The sequence below is a fragment of the Variovorax sp. AB1(2024) genome (genome assembly GCF_037482385.2).
Lineage (GTDB): Bacteria > Pseudomonadota > Gammaproteobacteria > Burkholderiales > Burkholderiaceae_C > Variovorax.
Genome location: NZ_JBBHKP020000001.1, coordinates 2,651,478 through 2,672,610 on the forward strand (window position 1 = coordinate 2,651,478; position 21,133 = coordinate 2,672,610).

Genomic DNA, 21,133 nt, shown 5'->3' on the forward strand with positions numbered 1-21,133 from the left:
AGAGGGACATGGGCGCATCCGACTTTTCCAATCTGCCGCATATCGGCGAGGCGCTGCGGCGCAAGGAAGACTACCGGTTCCTGACCGGAGCGGGCAACTACACCGACGACATCACGCTGGCCAACCAGAGCCATGCGGTTTTCGTGCGCTCTCCGCACGCGCACGCCACGATCAAGTCGGTCGACATTTCCGAGGCCATGAAGATGCCCGGCGTGATCGGCATCTTCAGCGGCAAGGACATCGAGGGAAAGATGAGCGGGCTGCCCTGCGGCTGGCTCATCAACAACCCCGACGGCACCCCCATGAAGGAGCCGATGCACCCGATCCTGGCGATCAACAAGGTGCGCTACGTGGGTGACCACGTGGCCATGGTGGTGGCCGAGACGGTCGAGCAGGCCAAGAACGCCGCCGAGGCCGTGGTGGTCGACTACGACGTGCTGCCCGCGCTCGTGAGCGTGGCCGACGCCGCCAGGAAGGCCGGCGGCGTCACCCTGCACGACGAGGCGCCCGACAACCAGTGCTACAAGTGGGCGCTGGGCGACAAGGCGGCGGTCGACGCGGCATTCGCGAACGCCGCGCACGTGACGAAGCTCGACCTGGTCAACAACCGCCTCATTCCCAACCCGATCGAGCCGCGCGTGGCCATCGGCAGCTACAGCCGGGGCACCGACGACTACACGCTCTACGTGTCCAACCAGAACCCGCACGTCGAGCGCCTGCTGATGACGGCCTTCGTGCTGGGCCTGCCCGAGCACAAGGTGCGCGTGATCGCGCCCGACGTGGGCGGCGGCTTCGGTTCCAAGATCTTTCTTTATGCCGAAGACGTGTGCCTGACCTGGGCGGCCAAGCAGCTCAACCGCAACATCAAGTGGACCGCCGAGCGCTCCGAGTGCTTCCTGTCGGACGCCCACGGCCGCGACCATGTGAGCCATGCCGAGATGGCGATGGACAAGGACGGCAAGTTCCTGGCCATGCGCGTGCACACCGACGCCAACCTGGGCGCCTACCTGTCGACCTTCTCCACGGCGGTGCCCACCATCCTCTACGCCACGCTGCTGGCGGGCCAGTACACCACGCCGCAGATCTACGTCGAGGTCGATGCCTGGTTCACCAACACCGCGCCGGTCGATGCCTACCGCGGCGCCGGCCGGCCCGAGGCCACCTACCTGCTGGAGCGGCTGGTGTCGCGCTGCGCCTGGGAAATGAACCTGGGGCAGGACGAGATCCGCAAGCGCAACTTCATCACCGCCTTCCCGTACCAGACGCCGGTGGCGCTGCAGTACGACACCGGCGACTTCCATGCCTGCATGGACAAGGCCCGGGTGCTGGCCGAGGTCGACGGCTATGCGGCGCGCAAGGCGGCCAGCGAGGCCGGCGGCAAGCTGCGCGGCATCGGCTACTCGAGCTACATCGAGGCCTGCGGCATCGCGCCGTCGAACATCGCCGGCGCGCTCGGTGCGCGGGCCGGCCTGTTCGAGTGCGGCGAGATCCGCGTGCATCCGACCGGCAGCGTGACGGTGTTCACCGGTTCGCACAGCCACGGCCAGGGCCACGAGACCACCTTCGCGCAGGTGGTGGCGGCGCGGCTGGGCATTCCGGTCGAGAACGTCGACGTGGTGCACGGGGACACCGGCCGCGTGCCTTTCGGCATGGGCACCTACGGCTCGCGCTCCATCTCGGTGGGCGGCGCGGCCATCATGAAGGCGCTCGACAAGATCGAGACCAAGGCCAAGAAGATCGCCGCGCACCTGATGGAGGCCAGCGACGCCGACATCGAGTTCGCCAACGGCGAGTTCACGGTCAAGGGCACGGACAAGAAGATCCCGTTCGGCCAGGTGGCGCTCACGGCCTACGTGCCGCACAACTACCCGCTCGACAAGCTGGAGCCCGGCCTGAACGAAACCGCCTTCTACGACCCGACCAACTTCACCTTCCCGGGCGGCACCTACATCTGCGAGGTCGAGATCGACCGGCAGACCGCCGAGGTGCGCGTGGACCGCTTCACCGCGGTGGACGATTTCGGCACCATCATCAATCCGATGATCGTCGAGGGCCAGGTGCATGGCGGACTGGTGCAGGGCATCGGCCAGGCGCTGCTCGAGAACTGCGTGTACGACAACGAGACCGGCCAGCTGCTCACCGGCAGCTTCATGGACTACGCCATGCCGCGCGCCGCCGAGTTCCCGCAGTTCAAGCTGGACACCGTGTGCACGCCGTGCACGCACAATCCGCTGGGCACCAAGGGCTGCGGCGAAGCGGGCGCCATCGGTTCTCCGCCGGCAGTGATCAACGCCGTGCTCGACGCTCTGGCGCCATTGGGCGTCAAGGATTTCGACATGCCCGCATCGTCCAGCCGCGTCTGGGAAGCGATGCAAAAGGGCAGCGGCAGCGCCGCGGCCGACACCCTGCCGCAAGAGCCCGCGCTGGCCGCCAGCACCCAAGGCCGTCCGGCCCCCTGAACAACAAAGAAGGAACCACACCATGTACGCCTTCACCCTCGAACGGCCCGCTTCCGTGGCCGATGCCACCAAGCTGGTTGCCGCCGGCGCCAAGCCGCTGGCCGGCGGCCAGACCCTGCTGGCGTCGATGAAGCTGCGGCTGTCGGCGCCCGAACAGCTGGTGGACCTGAGCGGCATCGCCGAGCTCTCGGGCATCAGGAAAGACGGCGACGTCCTCACCATCGGCGCCATGTCGCGCCACTTGGACGTGGCCAACAACGCCGACGTCAAGGCCGCCTTCCCGGCGCTGGCCGACCTGGCCTCGCGCATCGGCGACCGGCAGGTGCGCGCGATGGGCACCATCGGCGGCTCGGTGGCCAACAACGACCCGGCGGCTTGCTATCCGAGCGCGGTGCTGGGCTCGGGCGCCACCGTCGTCACGTCGAAGCGCGAGATCGCGGCCGACGACTTCTTCCTGGGCCTGTTCACCACCGCGCTGGAAGAAGACGAGCTGATCACCGCGATCCGCTTTCCCGTTCCGAAGCGCGCCGCCTACGAGAAGCTGCGCCAGAAGGCTTCGCACTTTCCGCTCGTCGGCATCTTCCTCAGCCAGGCCGCCAGCGGCGCGGTGCGCGTGGCCGTCACCGGCGCGGGCAACGGCGTGTTCCGGCATGCCGGGCTGGAAGACGCGCTGAGCCAGAACTTCACCGCCGCGGCCGCTTCCGCCGTGAAGATCGACGCGAGCGACCTCAACAGCGACCTCCATGCCTCGGCTGCCTACCGCGCGAACCTGATCAGCGTGCTCACCCAGCGCGCCGTGACCAAGGCGCTGGCTTAGGCTCATCCCCAGGCTTCGCGCACTTCGTGTCGCTTCTCCAACCCCCTTGCAGGGGGCAACACCATCGGCCCGGCGTAGCCGGTTCCGCGGTGTTCTCGAAGAGGAGGCGCGGCGCACGCTGGCCTGCCCTGGCTCTCCGCTACGCTTCGCCATGATCTTTCCGACCATCGACTCCCTCTCCGACGGTTTGATGCAGGCCGGCTACTTCGCCGACCGGCGCCTGGCGACGGCCGTGTTCCTGGCGCTCAAGCTGCAGCGGCCGCTGCTGCTCGAGGGCGAACCCGGCGTGGGCAAGACCGAGCTGGCCAAGGCGTTGTCGACCGCGCTGAACCGCGAACTGCTGCGCCTGCAGTGCTACGACGGGCTGGAGCAGCGCGAGGCGCTCTATGAATGGAACTACGCGGCGCAACTGCTGCACATGCGCGCAGCCGAAGCGACGGGCGCCGCGCGCGACGTGGAAGCCGAGGTCTACCAGCCGCACTACCTGATCCGCCGCCCCCTTCTGCAGGCGCTGCAGACCCCCGCGCCGGGGGCCGTGCTGCTGATCGACGAAGTGGACCGCGCCGACGAGCCCTTCGAGGCCTTCCTGCTCGAGTACCTGGGCGAGTACCAGGTGAGCATTCCGGAGCTGGGCACGGTGCGCGCCGTGGTGCCGCCCGTCACCATTCTCACGAGCAACCGCACGCGCGAGCTCAACGACGCGGTCAAGCGCCGCTGCCTCTACCACTGGCTCGACTATCCCGAGCGCGAACGCGAGCTGGCCATCGTGCGGGCCCAGGTGCCGCAGGCCAGCGAGAAGCTGTCGGCGCAGGTGTCGGCCTTTGTCGCGCGGCTGCGCGAGGCGCCTTTCGTCAACGCTTTCCAGCGCGCGCCCGGCATTGCCGAGAGCGTGGAGTGGGCGCGCGCGCTGATCGCGCTAGACACCGTCGAGCTCGACCCCGAAGTGGTGGTCGACACCGCCGGCATCCTGTTCAAGCAGCGCGACGACGTGGCCGCGCTCACGCAGGAGCTGGCGTCCGACCTGCTGCGTCCCGAGGAGCCGGCCGCGCGCTGAGCGCGCTGGGCACGCATGGCCGGCATCCAGCAACTCGGCGACGTCCGCAGCGGCAAGCTCGCCGGCAACATCACCGCCTTCGGCCGGGCGCTGCGCCGTGCCGGCGTACGCACCGACGCCGCCCGCATCGCGCTGGCCGCCGAGGCCGCCACGCTGGTGGGCGTGGAAGACAAGCTCGACCTGGGCGCGGCGATGGAAGCCGTGATGGTCAGCCGCGAGCAGGACCGCATGGTGTTCCGCGAGCTGTTCGACGCCTGGTTCCGCGACCCGGAACTGGCCAACAAGCTGCTCGCGCAGATGCTGCCCACCGCCGAGGGCAAGGCGGAGCCGTCGAAGCGCCGCCCGCGCGTGCGAGAGGCGCTCACCGCGCCGCGCAAGGCCGCCAAGCCTGCCGAGCCCGCCAAGCCCGCCAAGCCCGACCGCGAGATCGAGTTCGACGCCGCCATGACGTCGAGCGACCGCCAGCGGCTGCAGCATGCCGACTTCAACGCGCTCGGCGCTTCCGAATACCGGCTGGTGGAGCGGCTCGCGCGCGACATCTCGCTGCCGGTTCCGTCGCTGCCGTCGCGCCGCCTGCGCGCGGCGGGCGATGCCGGCCGGCAGCATGCGCGCATGCACTGGCCCGGCGTGCTGCACGAGGCTGCGCGCACCGGCGGCGAGATCCTGCGGCTGCCCCGGCTGGCGCGCCGCGAACAGCCCTTGCCGCTGCTGGTGCTGGTCGACGTCTCGGGCTCGATGGAGCGCTATGCGCGCCTGTTGCTGGCCTTTCTCCATGCGGCAACCCGCCGTGCCGGCCGGCGCGACGTGTTCGCCTTCGGCACCGACCTGACTGACCTGACGCCCGCCTTCCGGCTGGCCGACACCGACGACATGCTGGTCGCCGCCGGCTTGGCGATCGACGACTTCGCGGGCGGCACCCGGCTGGGCGCTTCGCTGGCCGAACTGCGCCGCGCCCACGCCCGCCGCCTGACCGGCCGCCGCACGCTGGTGCTGGTGATCAGCGACGGCCTGGACACCGGCGAGCCCGAAGTGCTGCAACAGGAACTGCTCTGGCTCAAGCGCCATTCGCGCCGGCTGCTGTGGCTCAACCCGCTGCTGCGTTTCGAAGGCTACGCCCCTCTGGCCCGTGGGGCCGCCGTGCTGCACCGCCATGCGGACGCGATGCTCGCGGTCCACAATCTCAACGCGCTCGAGCAGCTGGCCGCCAGCCTCGCAGCCCTGATGAGAGCCGGACGTTGACACGTCCGGCAGCGCCGAAAAAAAGGAAGCCCACCATGGAAATGCTCGGAAACCGCCACCTCGGCATCACCCAACAACAAGCCTGGGAAGCGCTCAACGACCCCGAGACGCTGAAGAAATGCATTCCCGGCTGCGACAAGTTCGAGCTGACGGGCGACAACACCTACAGCGTCGCGCTCGCGGTGAAGATCGGCCCCGTGTCGGCCAAGTTCAACGGCAAGGTGGTGCTGTCGGACATCGTGGCGCCCAACGGCTACAAGCTGAGCTTCGAGGGGCAGGGCGGCGTGGCGGGGTTTGCCAAGGGCTCTTCCAGCGTCACGCTCAAGCCGTCGGAAGGCGCCGCCGCGCCCGATGCCGGCTGCGAGCTCGACTACACGGTGCAGGCCCAGGTCGGCGGCAAGATCGCCCAGCTCGGGCAGCGGCTGATCGACGGCGCGGCCAAGTCGACTGCCGACGACTTCTTCAAGCGCTTCGAGGCGGAGATGCAGAGTCGCTACGGCCCGCCGCCGGCCGCCGCCCCCGAGGGCGCCGAAGCGCCCGCCGAGAAGACCGGCGTCATGTCCGGCCTCATGAAGAAGATCGGACTCGGCAAGAAGGACGACCCGGTTCCGCCGGGCGACGCCGCCTGAGGAACCGAGGGAGCGAGCCATGGAAAACCTCGACGTCATGGTGCTGCGCACGCTGCGCGATTGGCGGCGTGCCGGCAAACGCGCGCTGCTGACGACCGTGGTGCGCACCTGGGGCTCGTCGCCGCGGCCCGTGGGCTCGATCATGGCCCTGGCCGAAGACGGCGCGGTGGTCGGCTCGGTCTCGGGCGGCTGCATCGAGGACGACCTGATCGCGCGCTACAGCCATGCCCACGGCAAGGGCGAAGACGTGCCGCTGGGCGCGCCTCCCGCGCTCGTCAAGTACGGCATCACCGCCGACGAGGCGCACCGCTTCGGCCTGCCCTGCGGCGGTACGCTGGAGCTGCTGCTCGAATACGCGCCCGATGCCGATTCGCTCGACCTGCTGGTGGCGCAACTGGAGCAGGGCCGGCTCATGCGGCGCACCGTCACGCTGGCCACCGGAGCGGTGCGGCTGGCGGAAGCCAAGGCGCCCGACGAGCTCACGGTGAACGACACCGAACTGACCAACACCTTCGGCCCCGAATACCGCATGCTGCTGATCGGCGCCGGCCAGCTCGCCGAGTACCTCGCGACCATGGCCAAGTTCAGCGGCTTCGCGGTCACGCTGTGCGACCCGCGCGCCGAATACCGCACCGCTTGGTCGCTGCCCGGCGTGCACATCACCACCGAGATGCCCGACGACGCGGTGCTGGCCTTCCGGCCCGACCGCCGCAGCTGCGTGGTGGCGCTCACGCACGACCCCAAGCTCGACGACCTGGCGTTGCTGGAGGCCCTGCAGAGCGAAGCTTTCTACGTCGGCGCCATCGGCTCGCGGCGCAATGCCGACGCGCGCCGCGACCGCATGATCGAGCACTTCGACCAGACCGACGAATCGCTGGCGCGGCTGCGCGGGCCCATCGGCATCTACATCGGCAGCAAGACGCCGCCGGAGATCGCGGTGAGCGTGATGGCGGAGATTCTCGCGGTGAAGAACGCGGTGACGCTGCCGCGCGAAATGGAGGTGGCGCGGGCCAAGGAGATGCAGCAGCTGCAGCCGAGCTGAGCGTGCCCGGGCGGCTGCCTCAGTTCGACTTGGCTTCAGGGGGCACGTCGCCGCCCTTTTGCCGTTCGCGGAACAGCGCCGCGCGCATGAGGAAGATGGTGGTGATCGGAGCGGTGAGCGCGATGAACAGCACGATCAGCACCGCGTGCAGGAACAGGCTGAAGCCCTGCACCGAGAAATACACGATGGTGGCCACCGTCATGCACCACACGCCCACCGTCGCGCCCAGCGTGGGCGCGTGGATGCGGCGGAAGAAGGTCGGCATCCGCAGCAGGCCGAAGGAGCCGATGGCCGCGAAGGCCGCGCCCAGCACGGCGAATACGGCGGTGATGATCTCGGCCCACAGCGGCAGCGGGCCAATGATGAAATCGTTCATTCGATCACCTCCCCGCGCAGCAGGAACTTGGCCATGGCCGTGGAGCCGACGAAGCCGAACAGCGCGACCAGCATGGCCGCCTCGAAGTAGACGTTGCTCGCGTAGATGATGCCGAGCACCAGCATCATGAGCATGCCGTTGATGTAGAGGCAGTCGAGCGCCATGACGCGGTCTTGCGCGGTGGGGCCGATCAGCAGCCGCGAGAGCGCGCACAGCATGGCCACGGCCAGCAGGAACAGCGCGAACTTCAGGGCCCAGAAGAGGACGGGTGTCATGACTCGAAGATCTCCATCAGGGGGCGTTCGTAGCGCTGCTTGATCATCGCGATGAAGGCGGCCTCGTCGTCGAGGTCGAACACGTGGATCAGCAGCGTGCTGCGGTCGAACGACACTTCGCCCCAGGCGGTGCCGGGCGTGAGGCACATGATCATCGCGAGCACTGCCAGCCCGTTGGGGTCGCGCATGTCGAGCGGTATCTGGACGAACTTCGAGGCGATGCCGCTCGTGCGGCGGGTGAGCAGCAGCCGGGCCACGTCGTACGCCGACTTGAGCATGTCGAAGGTCACCAGGAACGACAGCCGCAGCGCGACGCCGGGCCTGCGCATGCGCACGGCGGCCGGGCGCAGGCTCTCGGTCAGCAAAGGCACTGCAATGGCCAGGATCACGGCCGAGACCAGCGTGCTCGCCTCGAGCGACTGGTTGAGCAGCAGCCAGACGACGAATAGCGCGAACGACAGCGGCGGTGAAGGCAGCAAACGCTTCATGGGGCCGCGCCTTCCTGTTTCTTCTCCGCCGCGGGCACGGGGTTGGGCACCTGCCGGGCGCCGAACACCGCCTGGCGATAGGCCACGGGGTTCTTCAGGCCCTGCGCCGTGGCCATGGCATGGCGCATCACGGGCTCGGCCCACACGGTGAGCGCCACGCAGGCCGCCAGCAGGCCCGCCACGGGCAGCACTTCGAGCGCGGGCAGCGAGGGCATGGTGGCGTGCGGCTGGGTCCAGAAGTGGCGGATGCCGGTGCGGCTCAGCGCGATCAGCGACAGGAAGCCCGAGACGATCAAGAGCGCAAGGAAGGCCCAGCCGGCGGTGCCGGGCGTCGCGCCCCCGAGCACCCCCGAGAGCATTGCGAACTTGCCGATGAAGCCCGACAGCGGCGGCAGGCCCGCCAGCAGCAGCGTGCAGCCCATGAAGCTCAAGCCCAGGAAGGCCACGCCGGCCGGGATGGCGCGGCCGTAGAGCGCCTGCGCCTCGTCGTCGAGGTTCACGTCGGCGAGCGCGCGCAGGTCTTCGGCAAGAAAGGGCGCATTGCCCGCCGCCTCGTGCGGCGCGACGCTCATGCCGGCGTTGCGCCAGCGCTCGATCATGTCGGTCAGCAGGAAGAAGGCGCTGACCGCGAGCGTGGAGCTCAGCATGTAGTAAAGCGCGCCGGCCCACACGGCGGGCTGGCCGAGGCCGACCGCCGCGAGCAGGGTGCCGGCGGACACCAGCACGCTGAAGCCCGCAAGGTTGGACAGCCGCTGCGTACCGACGATGCCGATGGCACCCACGAACAGCGTGGCCAGCCCGGCGGCCACCAGCGCGGCCTGGCCGAAGGCGGCGGAGTCGCCGGTGTCGGGCGCGAACAGCGTGGTCCACAGCCGCAGGATCGTGTAGATGCCGAGCTTGGTCAGCAGCGCGAACACCGCGCCCACCGGGGAGACCGCCGCGCTGTAGGCCGGCACCAGCCAGAAGTTGAGCGGCCACGCGCCGGCCTTGGCGAAGAAGGCGGTCGCCAGGATGGCCGCCGCCGCGTGCACCAGGCCACGGTCGCCCGGCGAGAGTTCGGCGATGCGCATGCCCAGGTCGGCCATGTTCAGCGTGCCGGTCACGCCATAGAGAATGGCCGCGCCGATCAGGAACAGCGAAGACGCCGCGAGGTTGATGGCGATGTAGTGCAGGCCCGCCTGCACCCGCAGCCGGCCGGAGCCGTGCAGCAGCAGGCCGTACGACGCGGCCAGCATCACCTCGAAGAAGACGAACAGGTTGAACAGGTCGCCGGTGAGGAATGCGCCATTCAGGCCCATGAGCTGCAGCTGCAGCAGCGGATGGAAGTGCACCCCCGCGCGGTCCCAGCGCGAGGTGGAGTAGATCGAGGCCGCGAATGCGATGACGCCGGTGAGCGCGACCATCATGGTCGAGAGCCGGTCGGCCACCAGCACGATGCCGAAGGGCGCGCGCCAGTTGCCCGGCAGGTACACGCCGATGGAGCCGGGGCCGCCGCCGGTTTCGGGCGCGTTCACCCAGCGCAGCAGCGCCAGCGCCGCCAGCAGGCCCACCAGGCCCGAGACCACGCTCAGCGCCGACTTGGCGCGGCGGCGGTTCTCGCCCAGCAGCAGCATTAGCGCGGCCGTGAGCATGGGCACCAGGATCGGCACCGCCACCAGGTGCGGCATGCTGAACTCGAGCAGTTCGTCGAGCAGGTGAAAAACTTCCTTCACTCCGCCTCCTGCCGCTCTTCACCGTCCACGTGGTCGGTGCCGGTCAGGCCGCGCGAGGCGAGCATCACGACGAGGAACAGCGCCGTCATCGCGAAGCCGATCACGATGGCCGTGAGCACCAGCGCCTGCGGCATCGGGTCGGCCGTGTTGGCCAGCGTGGCCTCGAAGCCCTTGACGAGCACCGGCTCGCTGTCGACCTTGAGCCGGCCCATGCTGAAGATGAACAGGTTGACCGCGTAGGAGATCAGCGTCAGGCCCATGATGACCTGGAAGGTGCGCGGGCGCAGCAGCATGTAGACGCCCGAGCCGGTGAGCACGCCGATGGCGAGTGCGAGCACGGCCTCCATCAGCGGGCCCCTCCGGCGGCGGTGACGGCGGCGGCCGCTTCGGCCTCTTTTTCGGCCTGTTCATCGGCCCAGCGGTGGCTTCTTATGGACTGGTGGGCCAGCGCGGTCAGGATCAGCATGGTGGCACCGAGCACCAGCGCGAACACGCCGATGTCGAAGAAGAGGGCGCTGGGCACGTGCACCTCGCCCAGCAGCGGCAGGTGCAGGTGCGCGGTGTGCGTGGTCAGGAAGGGGTAGCCCAACACCACCGCGCCGCTGCCGGTGGTGAGCGCGAACAGCAGGCCGATGGCGATCCAGCGGCGCGGGTAGATGCGCAGGTGCTCCTCCACCCACTCGGTGCCCGAGACGATGAACTGCAGCACCAGCGCGACCGACATCACCAGCCCGGCGACGAAGCCGCCGCCCGGCGCGTTGTGGCCGCGCATGAAGAAGTAGACCGACACCAGCACCGCCAGCGGCAGCAGCAGCCGCACCAGCACGGCCGGCACCATCAGGTAGCCGACGGCGGTGTCCTTGGCGCGGCGCGGATTCAGCAGGTCGCTGCTGCCGTCGTCGACCTGCAGGCGCTGCTGGATCGGCAGCGCCATCGATTCGATCGCGGGGCGAAAGCGCCGCAGCAGCGCATACACCGTGAGCGCGACCACGCCCAGCACGGTGATCTCGCCGAAGGTGTCGAAGCCGCGGAAGTCGACCAGCATCACGTTGACCACATTGGTGCCGCCGCCTTCGGTGAGCGCGCGTTCGAGGAAGAAGGGGGAAATGCTCTGCGGGAAGGTCCGCGTCATCATGGCCCAGGCCAGCGCGGCCATGCCGCCGCCGGCAATGGCGGCCACCAGCAGGTCGCGGCCGCGGCGCCCCCAGGGCCGCAGCCGCGCGCGCGCAGGTTGGACGGCGTCCTTGCTGCGCATCGGCAGCCAGCGCAGGCCCAGCAGGATCAGCACCGTGGTCACCGCCTCGACCACCAGCTGCGTGAGCGCGAGGTCGGGCGCGGAGAACCAGATGTAGGTCACGCACGAGACCAGCCCCGCGCCGGAGGCGAGCATCAGCGCCGCGAGCCGGTGGAACTTGGCCTGCCAGGCGGCGGCCAGCGCGCAGGTGCCGCCGATGAGCCAGGTCATTGCGAACATCGGCGAGAAGGGCAGCGGCTCGCGCGTGCCGGGCGCCGCGGGCGTGGCCCAGAGCGACGCGGCCGCGCCCGCCACGGCCACCACCACGAGCAACAGCAATTGCCACTGCATGCGTTTGGTGCCGAACAGGCGGCGGCTGCGTCGGCCGGTTTCGCTCAGCAGCGCGAGCAGGTGCTCGAAGATGACCTGGCCGTCGAAGCGATGCAGCAGGGGGGTGTTCTCGAGGCCGCCGCCCGCGCGCTGGCGGCGCTGCAGCAGGTACAGCATGGCGCCGCCCAGCAGCGCCACGAAGCTCATCACCAGCGGCAGGTTGAAGCCGTGCCACACGGCCAGGCTGTATTCCGGCAGCGTGCCGCCGACCACGGGCGTGGCCGCGGCGGCGAGCATCGGGCCGACCGACCACGCCGGCGCCACGCCCACCACCAGGCACACCAGCACCAGCAGCTCGACCGGCACGCGCATCCAGTGCGGCGGCTCGTGCGGGTGCTTGGGTACTTCGTCGCCGCAGGGCGGGCCGAAGAACACGTCGAACACGAAGCGCGCCGAATACGCCACGCTGAAGACGCCTGCGATGGTGGCGATGACCGGCAGGCTGAAATCGACCCACGGCGTCGACTGGATGAACACCGTCTCGGCGAAGAACATTTCCTTCGAGAGAAAGCCGTTGAGAAGCGGCACGCCGGCCATCGAGGCGCTGGCGATGATGGCCAGCGTGCCCGTGATGGGCATCAGCCGCATCAGGCCGCTGAGCTTGCGGATGTCGCGCGTGCCCGTCTCATGGTCGATGATGCCGGCCGCCATGAACAGCGACGCCTTGAAGGTCGCGTGGTTCATCACGTGGAAGACGGCGGCCACGGCGGCCAGCGGGCTGTTCAGGCCCAGCAGCAGCGTGATGAGCCCCAGGTGCGAGATGGTCGAGTAGGCCAGCAGCGCCTTCAGGTCGCGCTGGAACATGGCGATGAAGCCGCCCAGCAGCAGCGTGATGGCGCCGGCACCGCCCACCAGCCAGAACCATTGCTCGGTGCCCGAGAGCACGGGCCACAGCCGCGCCATCAGGAACACGCCCAGCTTCACCATGGTGGCCGAGTGCAGGTAGGCCGACACCGGCGTGGGCGCGGCCATGGCGCGCGGCAGCCAGAAATGGAACGGGAACTGCGCGCTCTTGGTGAAGGCGCCCAGCAGCACCAGCACCAGCGCGGTGGGGTAGAGCGCATGCGCGCGGATCAGGTCGCCCGAGGCCAGCACCACGTCGAGCTCGTAGCTGCCGACGATGCGGCCCAGCACCAGCACGCCGGCCAGCAGGCACAGCCCGCCCGCGCCGGTGACGGTGAGCGCCATGCGCGCGCCGCGCCGTGCGTCGCGGCGGTGGTGCCAATAGCCGATCAGCAGGAAGGAGAAAAGGCTGGTGAGCTCCCAGAACAGCACCATCTGGATCAGGTTGCCCGAGAGCACCACGCCCATCATCGCGCCCATGAACGCGAGGAAGAAAGAGAAGAAGCGCGGCACCGGGTCGGAGGCCGACATGTAGTAGCGCGCATAAAGCACCACCAGTGCACCGATGCCCAGCACCAGCATGCAGAACAGCCATGCGAAGCCGTCCATGCGGAACACCAGGTTCAGCCCGAGGGCCGGAAGCCATTCGATTTCTTGCCGGAGCACATTGCCGTGCGCGATCTGCGGGAAGAACCATGCGGCCTGGATGGCGCAGCCCAGCGCCACGAGCCCCGCGAGCGTCGACTCCCTGTTGCGCGCGTTGGAGGGCATCAACGCGGCCAGCACGCTGGCAATGAAAGGGAGTGCGACGAGAAAGACCAGGGGCATTGTGGTTGATTCTATCGGCGGCCCCTATCAAAGGCCTTATCTATAACCGCAAGACATAAGGCAGTTTTCTGGACATTCAGGCCGAGAAAGCCTGCACGGTTCGAAAGCCCAGCCACGTGAGGCACAGCGAGCCGCCCAGGTGCAGCATGAGCGTGGCCAGCGCGAGGCCGAGCCGGCCGTTCATCAGCATGCCGACGACCTCGGCCGAGAAGCTGGAGAAGGTCGTCAGGGTGCCGAGGAAGCCGGTGATGACCATCAGGCGCCAGGCCGGGTCGATGTCCGGCAGGCCGTTGAACACGCCGATGGCGATGCCGATGAGGTAGCCGCCGATCAGGTTGACCGCCAGCGTGCCCCAGGGCAGTACGCCTCCGGGGTTGAGCCAGGTGGCAAAGCCCCAGCGCATGAGGGCGCCGACGCAGGCGGCAAGGCAGATGACGAGGGCATTCAGCAGCATGCGCCGGATTATCCGCAAGCTGTCGCTCGGAATGAAAAAGCCGCCCGGAGGCGGCTTCGTGATGTGCTGGCGATGCTCAGGACTTCGAGGCCTTGGCCGCCTTGGTCTCCTTCGGCGCGGCGGCCGCGCCGGAGAAGCCCTGGCCGTTGACCGTCAGGCCCTCGGCCGACAGCTTGGCGGCCTTCTTTTCCTTCACGCCTTTCACGCGCTGCATGAAGTCGGGCCAGTCCTTGAATTCCTTTTCCTTGCGCGCGTCGATGATGCGCTTCGACATGGAGGGCCCCACACCCTTGAGGCCGTCGAGTTCGGCGACGGTGCCCTTGTTGGCATCGACCGCTGCGAACGAGGTGATGGCGAACAGCATGGCCGTGGTGGCCAGCAGCTTCTTGAACATTTGAAAACTCCCTGTGATTTGTTGATGTGACAGACAGCCGACGAGCACGTCGGCCCGGGCACAACGGGATCAGGGAGCGGGGCGTTGACGCCCTGGGGCCGCAATCGCCTCAGGGTGACCATTGTTCTGAATTGTGGTCAGAGTTCTTCCACGCGGCGGGGTGGATAGCTGTCCCACGCCTGGCAGCCGGGGCAGTGCCAGAAGTACTGGTGCGCCTCGAAGCCGCATGCCGCGCAGCGGTAGCGCATCAGCGGCCGGGTGGCCTGGTCGAGCGCCCGTTGCACCTGCGGGTGGAACTGCTCGTGCTCAAAGCGTTCGCCAGCGAGCCAGCGCGATGCGGCCACCAGCGAAGGCTGCTGCGCGAGGTGGGCGATGTAGCCGTCGCGCGGCGTGGGGTGCGGATCTTCGGCGGTGGCGGTGGGCTTGCCGCCGAGGGCGATCAGCGCCTCGAGCACGTCGATCGACGGCGATTCGACATAGCGCCGCTGCAGCAGCGCGAGCGCCTCGCCTTCGCGGTGCGCGCCGACGGCCGCCTGCTGCAGCGTGGCGGCATAGAGCGGCAGCGCGAGCGGCGCGGTTTCGCTGAGCGCCACGAGGGTGTCGAAGGCCGCGGCCGGTTCGCTCTTGCGCAACTGGAGGTTGGCGGTGTCGATGGCGGGACGCGGCGCCTGCGGCGCCAGCTCGACGGCCTGCGCGAGCAGCTTGGTGGCGCCGGGCAGGTCGCTGGCAGCCACGCGCTCGGTGGCCTGCTCGCACAGGTGGTGTGCGCGGCGCGTGGCGTAGCTCGCCTGATCCGATTCGTCGAGCTTCTGGGCCACGTCGGCGGCCTGCGCCCACTCGCGCGAGCGCTCGTAGATGGCCAGCAGCGACAGGCGGGCCTCGTTCTCGTAGCGCGTGCCTTCGAGCTTCTGCAATGCGGCTTCGGCGCGATCGAGCAGGCCGGCGCGCAGGAAGTCTTGCGCCAGGGCGTGCTGCGCGCGTTCGCGGTCGCTGCGGCTCAGGTCGCCGCGGCCCAGCAGGTGCTCATGCACGCGCACGGCGCGCTGGTATTCGCCGCGGCGGCGGAACAGGTTGCCGAGGGCGAAGTGCAGCTCCTGTGTGTCGGGATCGTTCTGCACGGCCTCGATGAAGGCGTCGATGGCCTGGTCCTGCTGCTCGTTGAGCAGGAAGTTCAGGCCGCGGAAGTAGGCCTTGGGGGCTTGCCTGTTCTCGAGCTTGAGCTGGCGGATGTCGAAGCGCGATGCGAGCCAGCCCAGCACGAAGGCGATGGGCAGGCCGATCAGCAGCCAGCTGGGATCAAAGTCCATGTTGACGTACGGCGGGAAGGTCGGGGGCGGAAGTGGGCTGGGCCGCTGCAGGAGCGGCCACGGCCGCCGATGCCGCGGGGGACGGTGCTTCGGCGGGGACGGCAGGCAACTGCGCCGCCGCGGTACGGTGTTTCCACCAGCCCGGCAGCATGCCGAGCGCACCCACCACGAGTCCGCCGGCAAAGGCCGCGAGCACGACGAGCACCAGTGGTGCGCGCCAGTAGGTGCCGAAGAAGAAATAGACGGTCGCGTCGTGCTGGTTGTTCAGCGCGAAGGCGAATAGCGTAAAAAAAATGGCTGCCTTGAGCAGCCACAGGAGGTATTTCATAGCCGTTCCCGTTGCCGGGAGCATTCTACGTTTGCAGGCATTCTGATCGTCCGTGCGTCAGGCCTTGCGGGCCTTGGCTTCCTTGTCCGCGTCGAGCTCGGCTGTCTTGGCATCCACGGCTTCGCGCAGCGCCTTGCCGGGCTTGAAGTGCGGCACCCGTTTTTCGGGAATCTGCACGCTCTCGCCCGAACGCGGGTTGCGGCCGATGCGCGGCGGACGGCGGTTGACCGAGAAGCTGCCGAAGCCGCGGATTTCGATGCGGTGCCCGCGCACCAGGGCGTCGCTCATCGCGTCGAGGATGGTCTTGACGGCGTATTCGGCGTCGCGGTGCGTCAGTTGCGCAAAGCGGGCTGCGAGTTCTTCGACGAGGTCTGAGCGGGTCATGGGCCAAACAAAAACGTGGACGAAAAAAAAGACAGAGCGGCCCCAGGGCCTGCTCTGTCTCCGGACTCAGCTTACTTGTTGTCGCTGTTGTCGAGCTTGGCGCGCAGCAGTGCGCCCAGGCTGGTCGTGCCCGCGTTTTCGCGTGCCGACTGCTGGCTCAGGCTGGCCATGGCGCCTTGTTCGTCGACCATGTCCTTCTGCTTGATCGACAGCTGGATGTTGCGGGTCTTGCGATCCACATTCACGACGATGGCGGTGACTTCGTCGCCTTCCTTCAGCACGTTGCGGGCATCTTCGACGCGGTCGCGCGAGATTTCCGAAGCACGCAGGTAGCCGATGATGTCTTCGCCGAGGTCGATTTCAGCGCCGCGGGCGTCAACCGTCTTGACCTTGCCGGTCACGATCTGGCCCTTGTCGTTCACGGTGGTGAACGTGGTGAACGGGTCGCTGTCGAGCTGCTTGATGCCCAGCGAGATGCGCTCGCGGTCGACGTCGACTGCCAGCACGATCGCTTCGACTTCCTGGCCCTTCTTGTAGTTGCGAACGGCGGTTTCGCCGGCTTCGTTCCACGAGAGGTCCGAGAGGTGAACCAGGCCGTCGATGCCGGCAGCCAGACCCACGAACACGCCGAAGTCGGTGATCGACTTGATCGGGCCCTTGACGCGGTCGCCACGCTTCGTGTTCTGGGCGAACTCTTGCCACGGGTTGGCCTTGCACTGCTTCATGCCCAGGCTGATGCGGCGCTTGTCTTCGTCGATTTCCAGGACCATGACTTCGACTTCGTCGCCCAGCGAGACGATCTTGTTCGGAGCGATGTTCTTGTTGGTCCAGTCCATTTCGGAGACGTGCACCAGGCCTTCGATGCCGGGTTCGAGTTCGACGAACGCGCCGTAGTCGGCAATGTTCGTGACCTTGCCGAACAGGCGGGTCGATTGCGGGTAGCGGCGCGAAACGCCCATCCACGGATCGTCGCCCATTTGCTTGAGACCCAGCGAGACACGGTTCTTCTCGGTGTCGAACTTGAGGATCTTGGCGGTGATTTCCTGGCCGGCCTGAACGACTTCGCTCGGGTGGCGGACACGGCGCCATGCCATGTCGGTGATGTGCAGCAGGCCGTCGATGCCGCCGAGGTCCACGAACGCACCGTATTCGGTGATGTTCTTGACCACGCCGCGCACGACTGCGCCTTCCTTCAGCGTTTCCATCAGCTTGGCGCGTTCTTCGCCCATGCTGGCTTCGACCACGGCACGGCGCGACAGCACGACGTTGTTGCGCTTGCGGTCGAGCTTGATGACCTTGAATTCGAGGGTCTTGTTCTCGTACGGGGTCAGGTCCTTGATCGGACGCGTGTCGATCAGCGAGCCCGGCAGGAACGCGCGGATGCCGTTGACCAGGACCGTGAGGCCGCCCTTGACCTTGCCGCTGGTGGTGCCGGTGACGAAGTCGCCCGATTCCAGGGCCTTCTCCAGGGCGAGCCACGAAGCCAGACGCTTGGCGGTGTCGCGCGAGAGGATGGTGTCGCCGTAGCCGTTTTCAACGCTGCCGATGGCAACGGAAACGAAATCGCCGGCCTGAACTTCGAGTTCGCCCTTGTCGTTCTTGAACTCTTCGATCGGCACATACGCTTCGGACTTCAGACCGGCGTTGACGACGACGTGGTTGTGTTCGACACGCACGACTTCGGCCGTGATGACCTCGCCGGTGCGCATTTCGGAACGCTTCAGGGACTCTTCGAATAGGTCGGCAAAAGATTCAGACATTTATGGTTCCTTCCGTCAGGCAGGGTTGGCAGGCGCTCATGCGAAATTGCGTGCGGCTGCTGTGGGTCTGTAGACGGCGGTTTTGTGGGCTTTTTGGATATAAACCCGGGTTGGTTGAACAACCAGCAGGCCGGTGCGCTGTCGCGCGAAGAGAGCCTGCTGGAGCGGTATGCGCCTTCGGATATTCCGTCTGGCGCCAGCTTTTCAAGCGGACTTGAAAGGCTGTACTTGCTGCCACCAGTCCAACACCTGGTCGATCGATTGCTCGATGGACAGCTGGGAGTTGTCGAGGTGGCGGGCGTCCTGCGCCGGCTTGAGGGGGGCGACGCTGCGGGAGGAATCCCGGGCATCACGCGCTTCCAAGTCGGAGCGAAGACTGTCGAGTGTAGTCGAAATACCCTTTGAAATCAACTGCTTATGGCGCCGTTCGGCGCGCTCGGCGGCGCTGGCCGTGAGGAACACCTTGAGCGCCGCGTCGGGGAAGATCACGGTGCCCATGTCGCGGCCGTCGGCCACCAGCCCGGGCAACTGGCGAAAACGCTGCTGCAGGGCCAGCAGCGCCGCGCGCACGGCGGGCAGCGTGGAGACGCGGGAGGCGTCCATGCCGGCCGCCTCGGTGCGGATCTCGTCGCTGACGTCTTCGCCGGCCAGCAGCACCTTGCCCTCGGTGAATTGCAGGGGCAGGCCGGCGGCGAGGGCGGCGATCTGCGCTTCGTGCTGGGCGTCGGCGCTCAGGCCGGCGCGGCGCATGGCCAGGCCTGTCACGCGATAGAGCGAGCCCGAATCGAGGTAGTGGTAGCCCAGCAGCCGCGCCACTTCGGCCGCCAGCGTGCCTTTGCCGGAGGCGGTCGGGCCGTCGATGCAGATCACCGGCACCTCCGTGGCCTCGGCCACCGAGAACAGGGTCTCGAAATAGTCGGGGAAGGTCTTGGCGACGCAATGCGGATCGAGGATGCGCACCGGCACGCCCGCCGGGTTGAACGCCGCGAGCGAGAAGCACATGGCCACGCGGTGGTCGTCGTAGGTGTGGATGCTCGCGGGACGCCAGCCGGCCTGTGCCAACGGGTGCACGCGGATGAAGTCCGGCCCGGCCTCGACGGCGGCGCCGAGCTTCTTCAGCTCGTTGGCCATGGCGTCGATGCGGTCGGTTTCCTTCACGCGCCAGCTCGCGATGTTGCGCAGCGTGGTCGGGCCGTCGGCATACAGCGCCATGACGGCCAGCGTCATTGCGGCGTCGGGGATGTGGTTGGCGTCGATGTCGATGGCCTTGAGCGGCCAGGCGCCGCGGCGCACTTCGAGCCAGTTGGGGCCGCTGTCGACCTGCGCGCCCATCTGGCGGGCTGCGTCGATGAAGCGGATGTCGCCCTGGATCGAATCGGCGCCCACGCCCTCGATGCGGATGCCGTTCCTGCCGGAAACGCCGGTCGCGATGGCGCCCAGTGCTATGAAATAGCTGGCGGAAGAAGCATCGGCCTCGACGTGGATGTCGCCAGGCGAGCTGTACTGGCTGCCGGCCGGAATCGTGAAGCGTTCCCAGCCGTCGCGCCGCACATGGATGCCGAAGCGCGCCAGCAGGTTCAGCGTGATCTCGATGTAGGGCTTGGAGATCAGCTCGCCGACCACCTCGATCACGATGTCGTTGGCTGCAGCCAGCGGCAACGCCAGCAGCAGCGCGGTCAGGAACTGGCTCGACACGTCGCCGCGTACGCGGATCGGCGCATCGAGCGCCAGTTCACCGTGCGGCACCGGGTGGATGCGCAGCGGGGGATAGCCGGGGTTGCCGAGGTAGTCGATGCGGCAGCCGAGCTGGGTCAGTGCGTCGACCAGGTCGCCGATCGGGCGCTCGTGCATGCGCGGCACGCCGCTGAGCTCGAACTCGCCGCCCAGCAGCGACAGCGCCGCAGTCAGCGGACGCATCGCGGTACCGGCGTTGCCGAGGAACAGCGGCAGCAGCGCCTCGCTGGGCTGGAGCTGGCCGCCGAGGCCGGTGATGCGCAGGGTGTTGCCGTCCGGATCGATGCCGCAGCCGAGCGCGCGCAGCGCGGTGAGCATCACGCGCGTGTCGTCGGAATCGAGCAGGTCGTGGATGGTGGTGGTGCCGCTGGCGAGCGCCGCCAGCAGCAGCACGCGGTTGGAGATGCTCTTGGAGCCCGGCAGCCGCACCGTGCCGGCCGCGCCCGCGAGGGCCGGCAGGTCGAGGAAGGTGGTCGAGAACATCTCAGTTGTCCTGCTGCTGCGACGAAGTGTCGGTGGCCGGCTTCCAAGCCGCGCGGGCCTTGCTGGCGGTGGCGATGGATTGCTCCAGCCCTTGCAGGTCGCCCGCCGTCATCAGTGCCTCGAGGTCTTGCAGCGCCTTGCGAAAAGCCTGCGACTGCTGCAGCACCTGTTCGCGGTTGGCCAGCAGCACGTCGCGCCACATCACCGGGTCGCTTGCGGCAATGCGCGAGAAATCGCGGAAGCCCGGGCCCGCGAGGCTCAGGAAGCGGTCGCCCTGGGGCTGGCTGGCGATGGCGTTGGTGTATGCGAAGGCCAGCAGGTGCGGCAGGTGGCTCACGGCCGCGAAGGCGGCGTCGTGCTCTTCGTGCGTCATGGTGACCACATGCGCGCCGATGCCGCTCCACACCTGCGAGGCCCGCTGCACGTTGGAGCGCAGCGTGGTCTTCACGGGCGTCAGCACGACCTGGCGGCCGTTGAAGAGCGAGGCCTCGGCATGCTCGATGCCCGACAGTTCCTTGCCCGCGATCGGGTGTGCCGGCACGAAGTTCGCGAACTGGCGCTGCAGCCCGTTGCGGGCGGCTTCGATCACGTCGCCCTTGGTCGAGCCGACGTCCATCACGAGCGTTTCGCTTGCGATGCCATGGCGGATGGCCTTGAACGTGGCCTCCGACGCGGCCACCGGCACCGCCAGCAGCACGATGTCGGCGCCCGACACCGCCAGCAGCGCCGAAGGCGCCGCCACGTCGATCACGCCGAGCTGGCGTGCCCGCTCAGTGGTGGAGGGCGACTTGCTGTAGCCCACCACGCGTTTCACCAGCTTCGCGCGCTTGAGCGCGAGCGCGAAGGAGCCGCCCATCAGGCCGCAGCCGATCAGTCCCAGTTGTTCGAACATGCTGTGTGTCT

The 21,133-nt window shown here is 68.2% G+C and carries 20 protein-coding genes; 6 read left to right on the top strand and 14 right to left on the bottom strand.

Annotation, left to right across the window (positions count from 1 at the left end; genetic code table 11):
* Positions 1-8: 8 nt before the first annotated feature.
* From WIX39_RS12380 to WIX39_RS12405, 6 genes are all read left to right on the top strand, one after another.
* A complete protein-coding gene (locus WIX39_RS12380; protein ID WP_409195091.1) occupies positions 9-2,459 on the top strand; it encodes a xanthine dehydrogenase family protein molybdopterin-binding subunit in 2,451 nt (816 codons plus the stop codon).
* A 22-nt stretch (positions 2,460-2,481) separates the two neighbouring features.
* Complete coding sequence (locus WIX39_RS12385; RefSeq protein ID WP_409195092.1) at positions 2,482-3,276, top strand: FAD binding domain-containing protein; 795 nt, start codon at positions 2,482-2,484, stop codon at positions 3,274-3,276.
* A 151-nt stretch (positions 3,277-3,427) separates the two neighbouring features.
* Positions 3,428-4,330: an AAA family ATPase gene (locus WIX39_RS12390; RefSeq protein ID WP_106935185.1), complete on the top strand. Its 903-nt coding sequence runs from the start codon at positions 3,428-3,430 to the stop codon at positions 4,328-4,330.
* Between the two features lie 15 nt (positions 4,331-4,345).
* Complete coding sequence (locus tag WIX39_RS12395; RefSeq protein ID WP_409195093.1) at positions 4,346-5,569, top strand: vWA domain-containing protein; 1,224 nt, start codon at positions 4,346-4,348, stop codon at positions 5,567-5,569.
* A 35-nt stretch (positions 5,570-5,604) separates the two neighbouring features.
* On the top strand, positions 5,605-6,198 hold the full coding sequence (locus tag WIX39_RS12400) for a CoxG family protein (protein ID WP_106935183.1): 594 nt from the start codon (positions 5,605-5,607) through the stop codon (positions 6,196-6,198).
* A gap of 19 nt (positions 6,199-6,217) precedes the next feature.
* Positions 6,218-7,240, top strand: coding sequence for an XdhC family protein (locus tag WIX39_RS12405; protein ID WP_081266823.1), 1,023 nt, complete (start codon positions 6,218-6,220; stop codon positions 7,238-7,240).
* 19 nt (positions 7,241-7,259) lie between these two features.
* Here the strand turns inward: WIX39_RS12405 and mnhG are convergent, their stop codons facing one another.
* The 14 genes from mnhG to WIX39_RS12475 all read right to left on the bottom strand — a co-directional run bounded on the left by mnhG (position 7,260) and on the right by WIX39_RS12475 (position 21,122).
* Positions 7,260-7,616: a monovalent cation/H(+) antiporter subunit G gene (gene mnhG / locus WIX39_RS12410; protein WP_081266822.1), complete on the bottom strand. Its 357-nt coding sequence runs from the start codon at positions 7,614-7,616 to the stop codon at positions 7,260-7,262.
* Entirely contained in the window at positions 7,613-7,891 is a 279-nt protein-coding gene (locus tag WIX39_RS12415) for a K+/H+ antiporter subunit F (protein ID WP_081266821.1), read from the bottom strand. The genes mnhG and WIX39_RS12415 overlap by 4 nt, the downstream gene beginning before the upstream one ends.
* Complete coding sequence (locus WIX39_RS12420) at positions 7,888-8,379, bottom strand: Na+/H+ antiporter subunit E (protein WP_081266820.1); 492 nt, start codon at positions 8,377-8,379, stop codon at positions 7,888-7,890. The genes WIX39_RS12415 and WIX39_RS12420 overlap by 4 nt, the downstream gene beginning before the upstream one ends.
* On the bottom strand, positions 8,376-10,046 hold the full coding sequence (locus WIX39_RS12425) for a monovalent cation/H+ antiporter subunit D (RefSeq protein WP_081266938.1): 1,671 nt from the start codon (positions 10,044-10,046) through the stop codon (positions 8,376-8,378). The genes WIX39_RS12420 and WIX39_RS12425 overlap by 4 nt, the downstream gene beginning before the upstream one ends.
* 41 nt (positions 10,047-10,087) lie before the next feature.
* A complete protein-coding gene (locus tag WIX39_RS12430; protein WP_106935181.1) occupies positions 10,088-10,438 on the bottom strand; it encodes a Na+/H+ antiporter subunit C in 351 nt (116 codons plus the stop codon).
* On the bottom strand, positions 10,438-13,386 hold the full coding sequence (locus WIX39_RS12435; protein ID WP_106935180.1) for a monovalent cation/H+ antiporter subunit A: 2,949 nt from the start codon (positions 13,384-13,386) through the stop codon (positions 10,438-10,440). The genes WIX39_RS12430 and WIX39_RS12435 overlap by 1 nt, the downstream gene beginning before the upstream one ends.
* A gap of 76 nt (positions 13,387-13,462) precedes the next feature.
* Complete coding sequence (crcB, locus tag WIX39_RS12440; RefSeq protein ID WP_081266817.1) at positions 13,463-13,840, bottom strand: fluoride efflux transporter CrcB; 378 nt, start codon at positions 13,838-13,840, stop codon at positions 13,463-13,465.
* Positions 13,841-13,916: 76 nt separating this feature from the next.
* Complete coding sequence (locus tag WIX39_RS12445; protein WP_409195094.1) at positions 13,917-14,234, bottom strand: ComEA family DNA-binding protein; 318 nt, start codon at positions 14,232-14,234, stop codon at positions 13,917-13,919.
* Positions 14,235-14,371: 137 nt separating this feature from the next.
* Positions 14,372-15,541, bottom strand: a complete 1,170-nt coding sequence (gene lapB / locus WIX39_RS12450; protein ID WP_106935179.1) for a lipopolysaccharide assembly protein LapB — start codon at positions 15,539-15,541, stop codon at positions 14,372-14,374.
* Positions 15,531-15,869, bottom strand: coding sequence for a LapA family protein (locus tag WIX39_RS12455; RefSeq protein ID WP_081266814.1), 339 nt, complete (start codon positions 15,867-15,869; stop codon positions 15,531-15,533). The genes lapB and WIX39_RS12455 overlap by 11 nt, the downstream gene beginning before the upstream one ends.
* 57 nt (positions 15,870-15,926) lie before the next feature.
* Positions 15,927-16,253, bottom strand: a complete 327-nt coding sequence (locus WIX39_RS12460; RefSeq protein ID WP_081266813.1) for an integration host factor subunit beta — start codon at positions 16,251-16,253, stop codon at positions 15,927-15,929.
* A 71-nt stretch (positions 16,254-16,324) separates the two neighbouring features.
* Entirely contained in the window at positions 16,325-18,013 is a 1,689-nt protein-coding gene (gene rpsA / locus WIX39_RS12465) for a 30S ribosomal protein S1 (protein WP_081266812.1), read from the bottom strand.
* Positions 18,014-18,217: 204 nt separating this feature from the next.
* Positions 18,218-20,230: a bifunctional 3-phosphoshikimate 1-carboxyvinyltransferase/cytidylate kinase gene (locus tag WIX39_RS12470; RefSeq protein ID WP_081266811.1), complete on the bottom strand. Its 2,013-nt coding sequence runs from the start codon at positions 20,228-20,230 to the stop codon at positions 18,218-18,220.
* Between the two features lies 1 nt (position 20,231).
* Positions 20,232-21,122, bottom strand: a complete 891-nt coding sequence (locus WIX39_RS12475; RefSeq protein ID WP_106935177.1) for a prephenate dehydrogenase — start codon at positions 21,120-21,122, stop codon at positions 20,232-20,234.
* Positions 21,123-21,133 lie beyond the last annotated feature (11 nt).

Excerpts from the sequence above, each read along its gene's own strand:
- WIX39_RS12380 (WP_409195091.1), top strand. The coding sequence starts at position 9 with ATGGGCGCATCCGACTTTTCCAATCTGCCGCATATCGGCGAGGCGCTG.
- WIX39_RS12385 (WP_409195092.1), top strand. The coding sequence starts at position 2,482 with ATGTACGCCTTCACCCTCGAACGGCCCGCTTCCGTGGCCGATGCCACC.
- WIX39_RS12390 (WP_106935185.1), top strand. The coding sequence starts at position 3,428 with ATGATCTTTCCGACCATCGACTCCCTCTCCGACGGTTTGATGCAGGCC.
- WIX39_RS12395 (WP_409195093.1), top strand. The coding sequence starts at position 4,346 with ATGGCCGGCATCCAGCAACTCGGCGACGTCCGCAGCGGCAAGCTCGCC.
- WIX39_RS12400 (WP_106935183.1), top strand. The coding sequence starts at position 5,605 with ATGGAAATGCTCGGAAACCGCCACCTCGGCATCACCCAACAACAAGCC.
- WIX39_RS12405 (WP_081266823.1), top strand. The coding sequence starts at position 6,218 with ATGGAAAACCTCGACGTCATGGTGCTGCGCACGCTGCGCGATTGGCGG.
- mnhG (WP_081266822.1), bottom strand. The coding sequence starts at position 7,616 with ATGAACGATTTCATCATTGGCCCGCTGCCGCTGTGGGCCGAGATCATC.
- WIX39_RS12415 (WP_081266821.1), bottom strand. The coding sequence starts at position 7,891 with ATGACACCCGTCCTCTTCTGGGCCCTGAAGTTCGCGCTGTTCCTGCTG.
- WIX39_RS12420 (WP_081266820.1), bottom strand. The coding sequence starts at position 8,379 with ATGAAGCGTTTGCTGCCTTCACCGCCGCTGTCGTTCGCGCTATTCGTC.
- WIX39_RS12425 (WP_081266938.1), bottom strand. The coding sequence starts at position 10,046 with ATGCCGCACCTGGTGGCGGTGCCGATCCTGGTGCCCATGCTCACGGCC.
- WIX39_RS12430 (WP_106935181.1), bottom strand. The coding sequence starts at position 10,438 with ATGGAGGCCGTGCTCGCACTCGCCATCGGCGTGCTCACCGGCTCGGGC.
- WIX39_RS12435 (WP_106935180.1), bottom strand. The coding sequence starts at position 13,386 with ATGCCCCTGGTCTTTCTCGTCGCACTCCCTTTCATTGCCAGCGTGCTG.
- crcB (WP_081266817.1), bottom strand. The coding sequence starts at position 13,840 with ATGCTGCTGAATGCCCTCGTCATCTGCCTTGCCGCCTGCGTCGGCGCC.
- WIX39_RS12445 (WP_409195094.1), bottom strand. The coding sequence starts at position 14,234 with ATGTTCAAGAAGCTGCTGGCCACCACGGCCATGCTGTTCGCCATCACC.
- lapB (WP_106935179.1), bottom strand. The coding sequence starts at position 15,541 with ATGGACTTTGATCCCAGCTGGCTGCTGATCGGCCTGCCCATCGCCTTC.
- WIX39_RS12455 (WP_081266814.1), bottom strand. The coding sequence starts at position 15,869 with ATGAAATACCTCCTGTGGCTGCTCAAGGCAGCCATTTTTTTTACGCTA.
- WIX39_RS12460 (WP_081266813.1), bottom strand. The coding sequence starts at position 16,253 with ATGACCCGCTCAGACCTCGTCGAAGAACTCGCAGCCCGCTTTGCGCAA.
- rpsA (WP_081266812.1), bottom strand. The coding sequence starts at position 18,013 with ATGTCTGAATCTTTTGCCGACCTATTCGAAGAGTCCCTGAAGCGTTCC.
- WIX39_RS12470 (WP_081266811.1), bottom strand. The coding sequence starts at position 20,230 with ATGTTCTCGACCACCTTCCTCGACCTGCCGGCCCTCGCGGGCGCGGCC.
- WIX39_RS12475 (WP_106935177.1), bottom strand. The coding sequence starts at position 21,122 with ATGTTCGAACAACTGGGACTGATCGGCTGCGGCCTGATGGGCGGCTCC.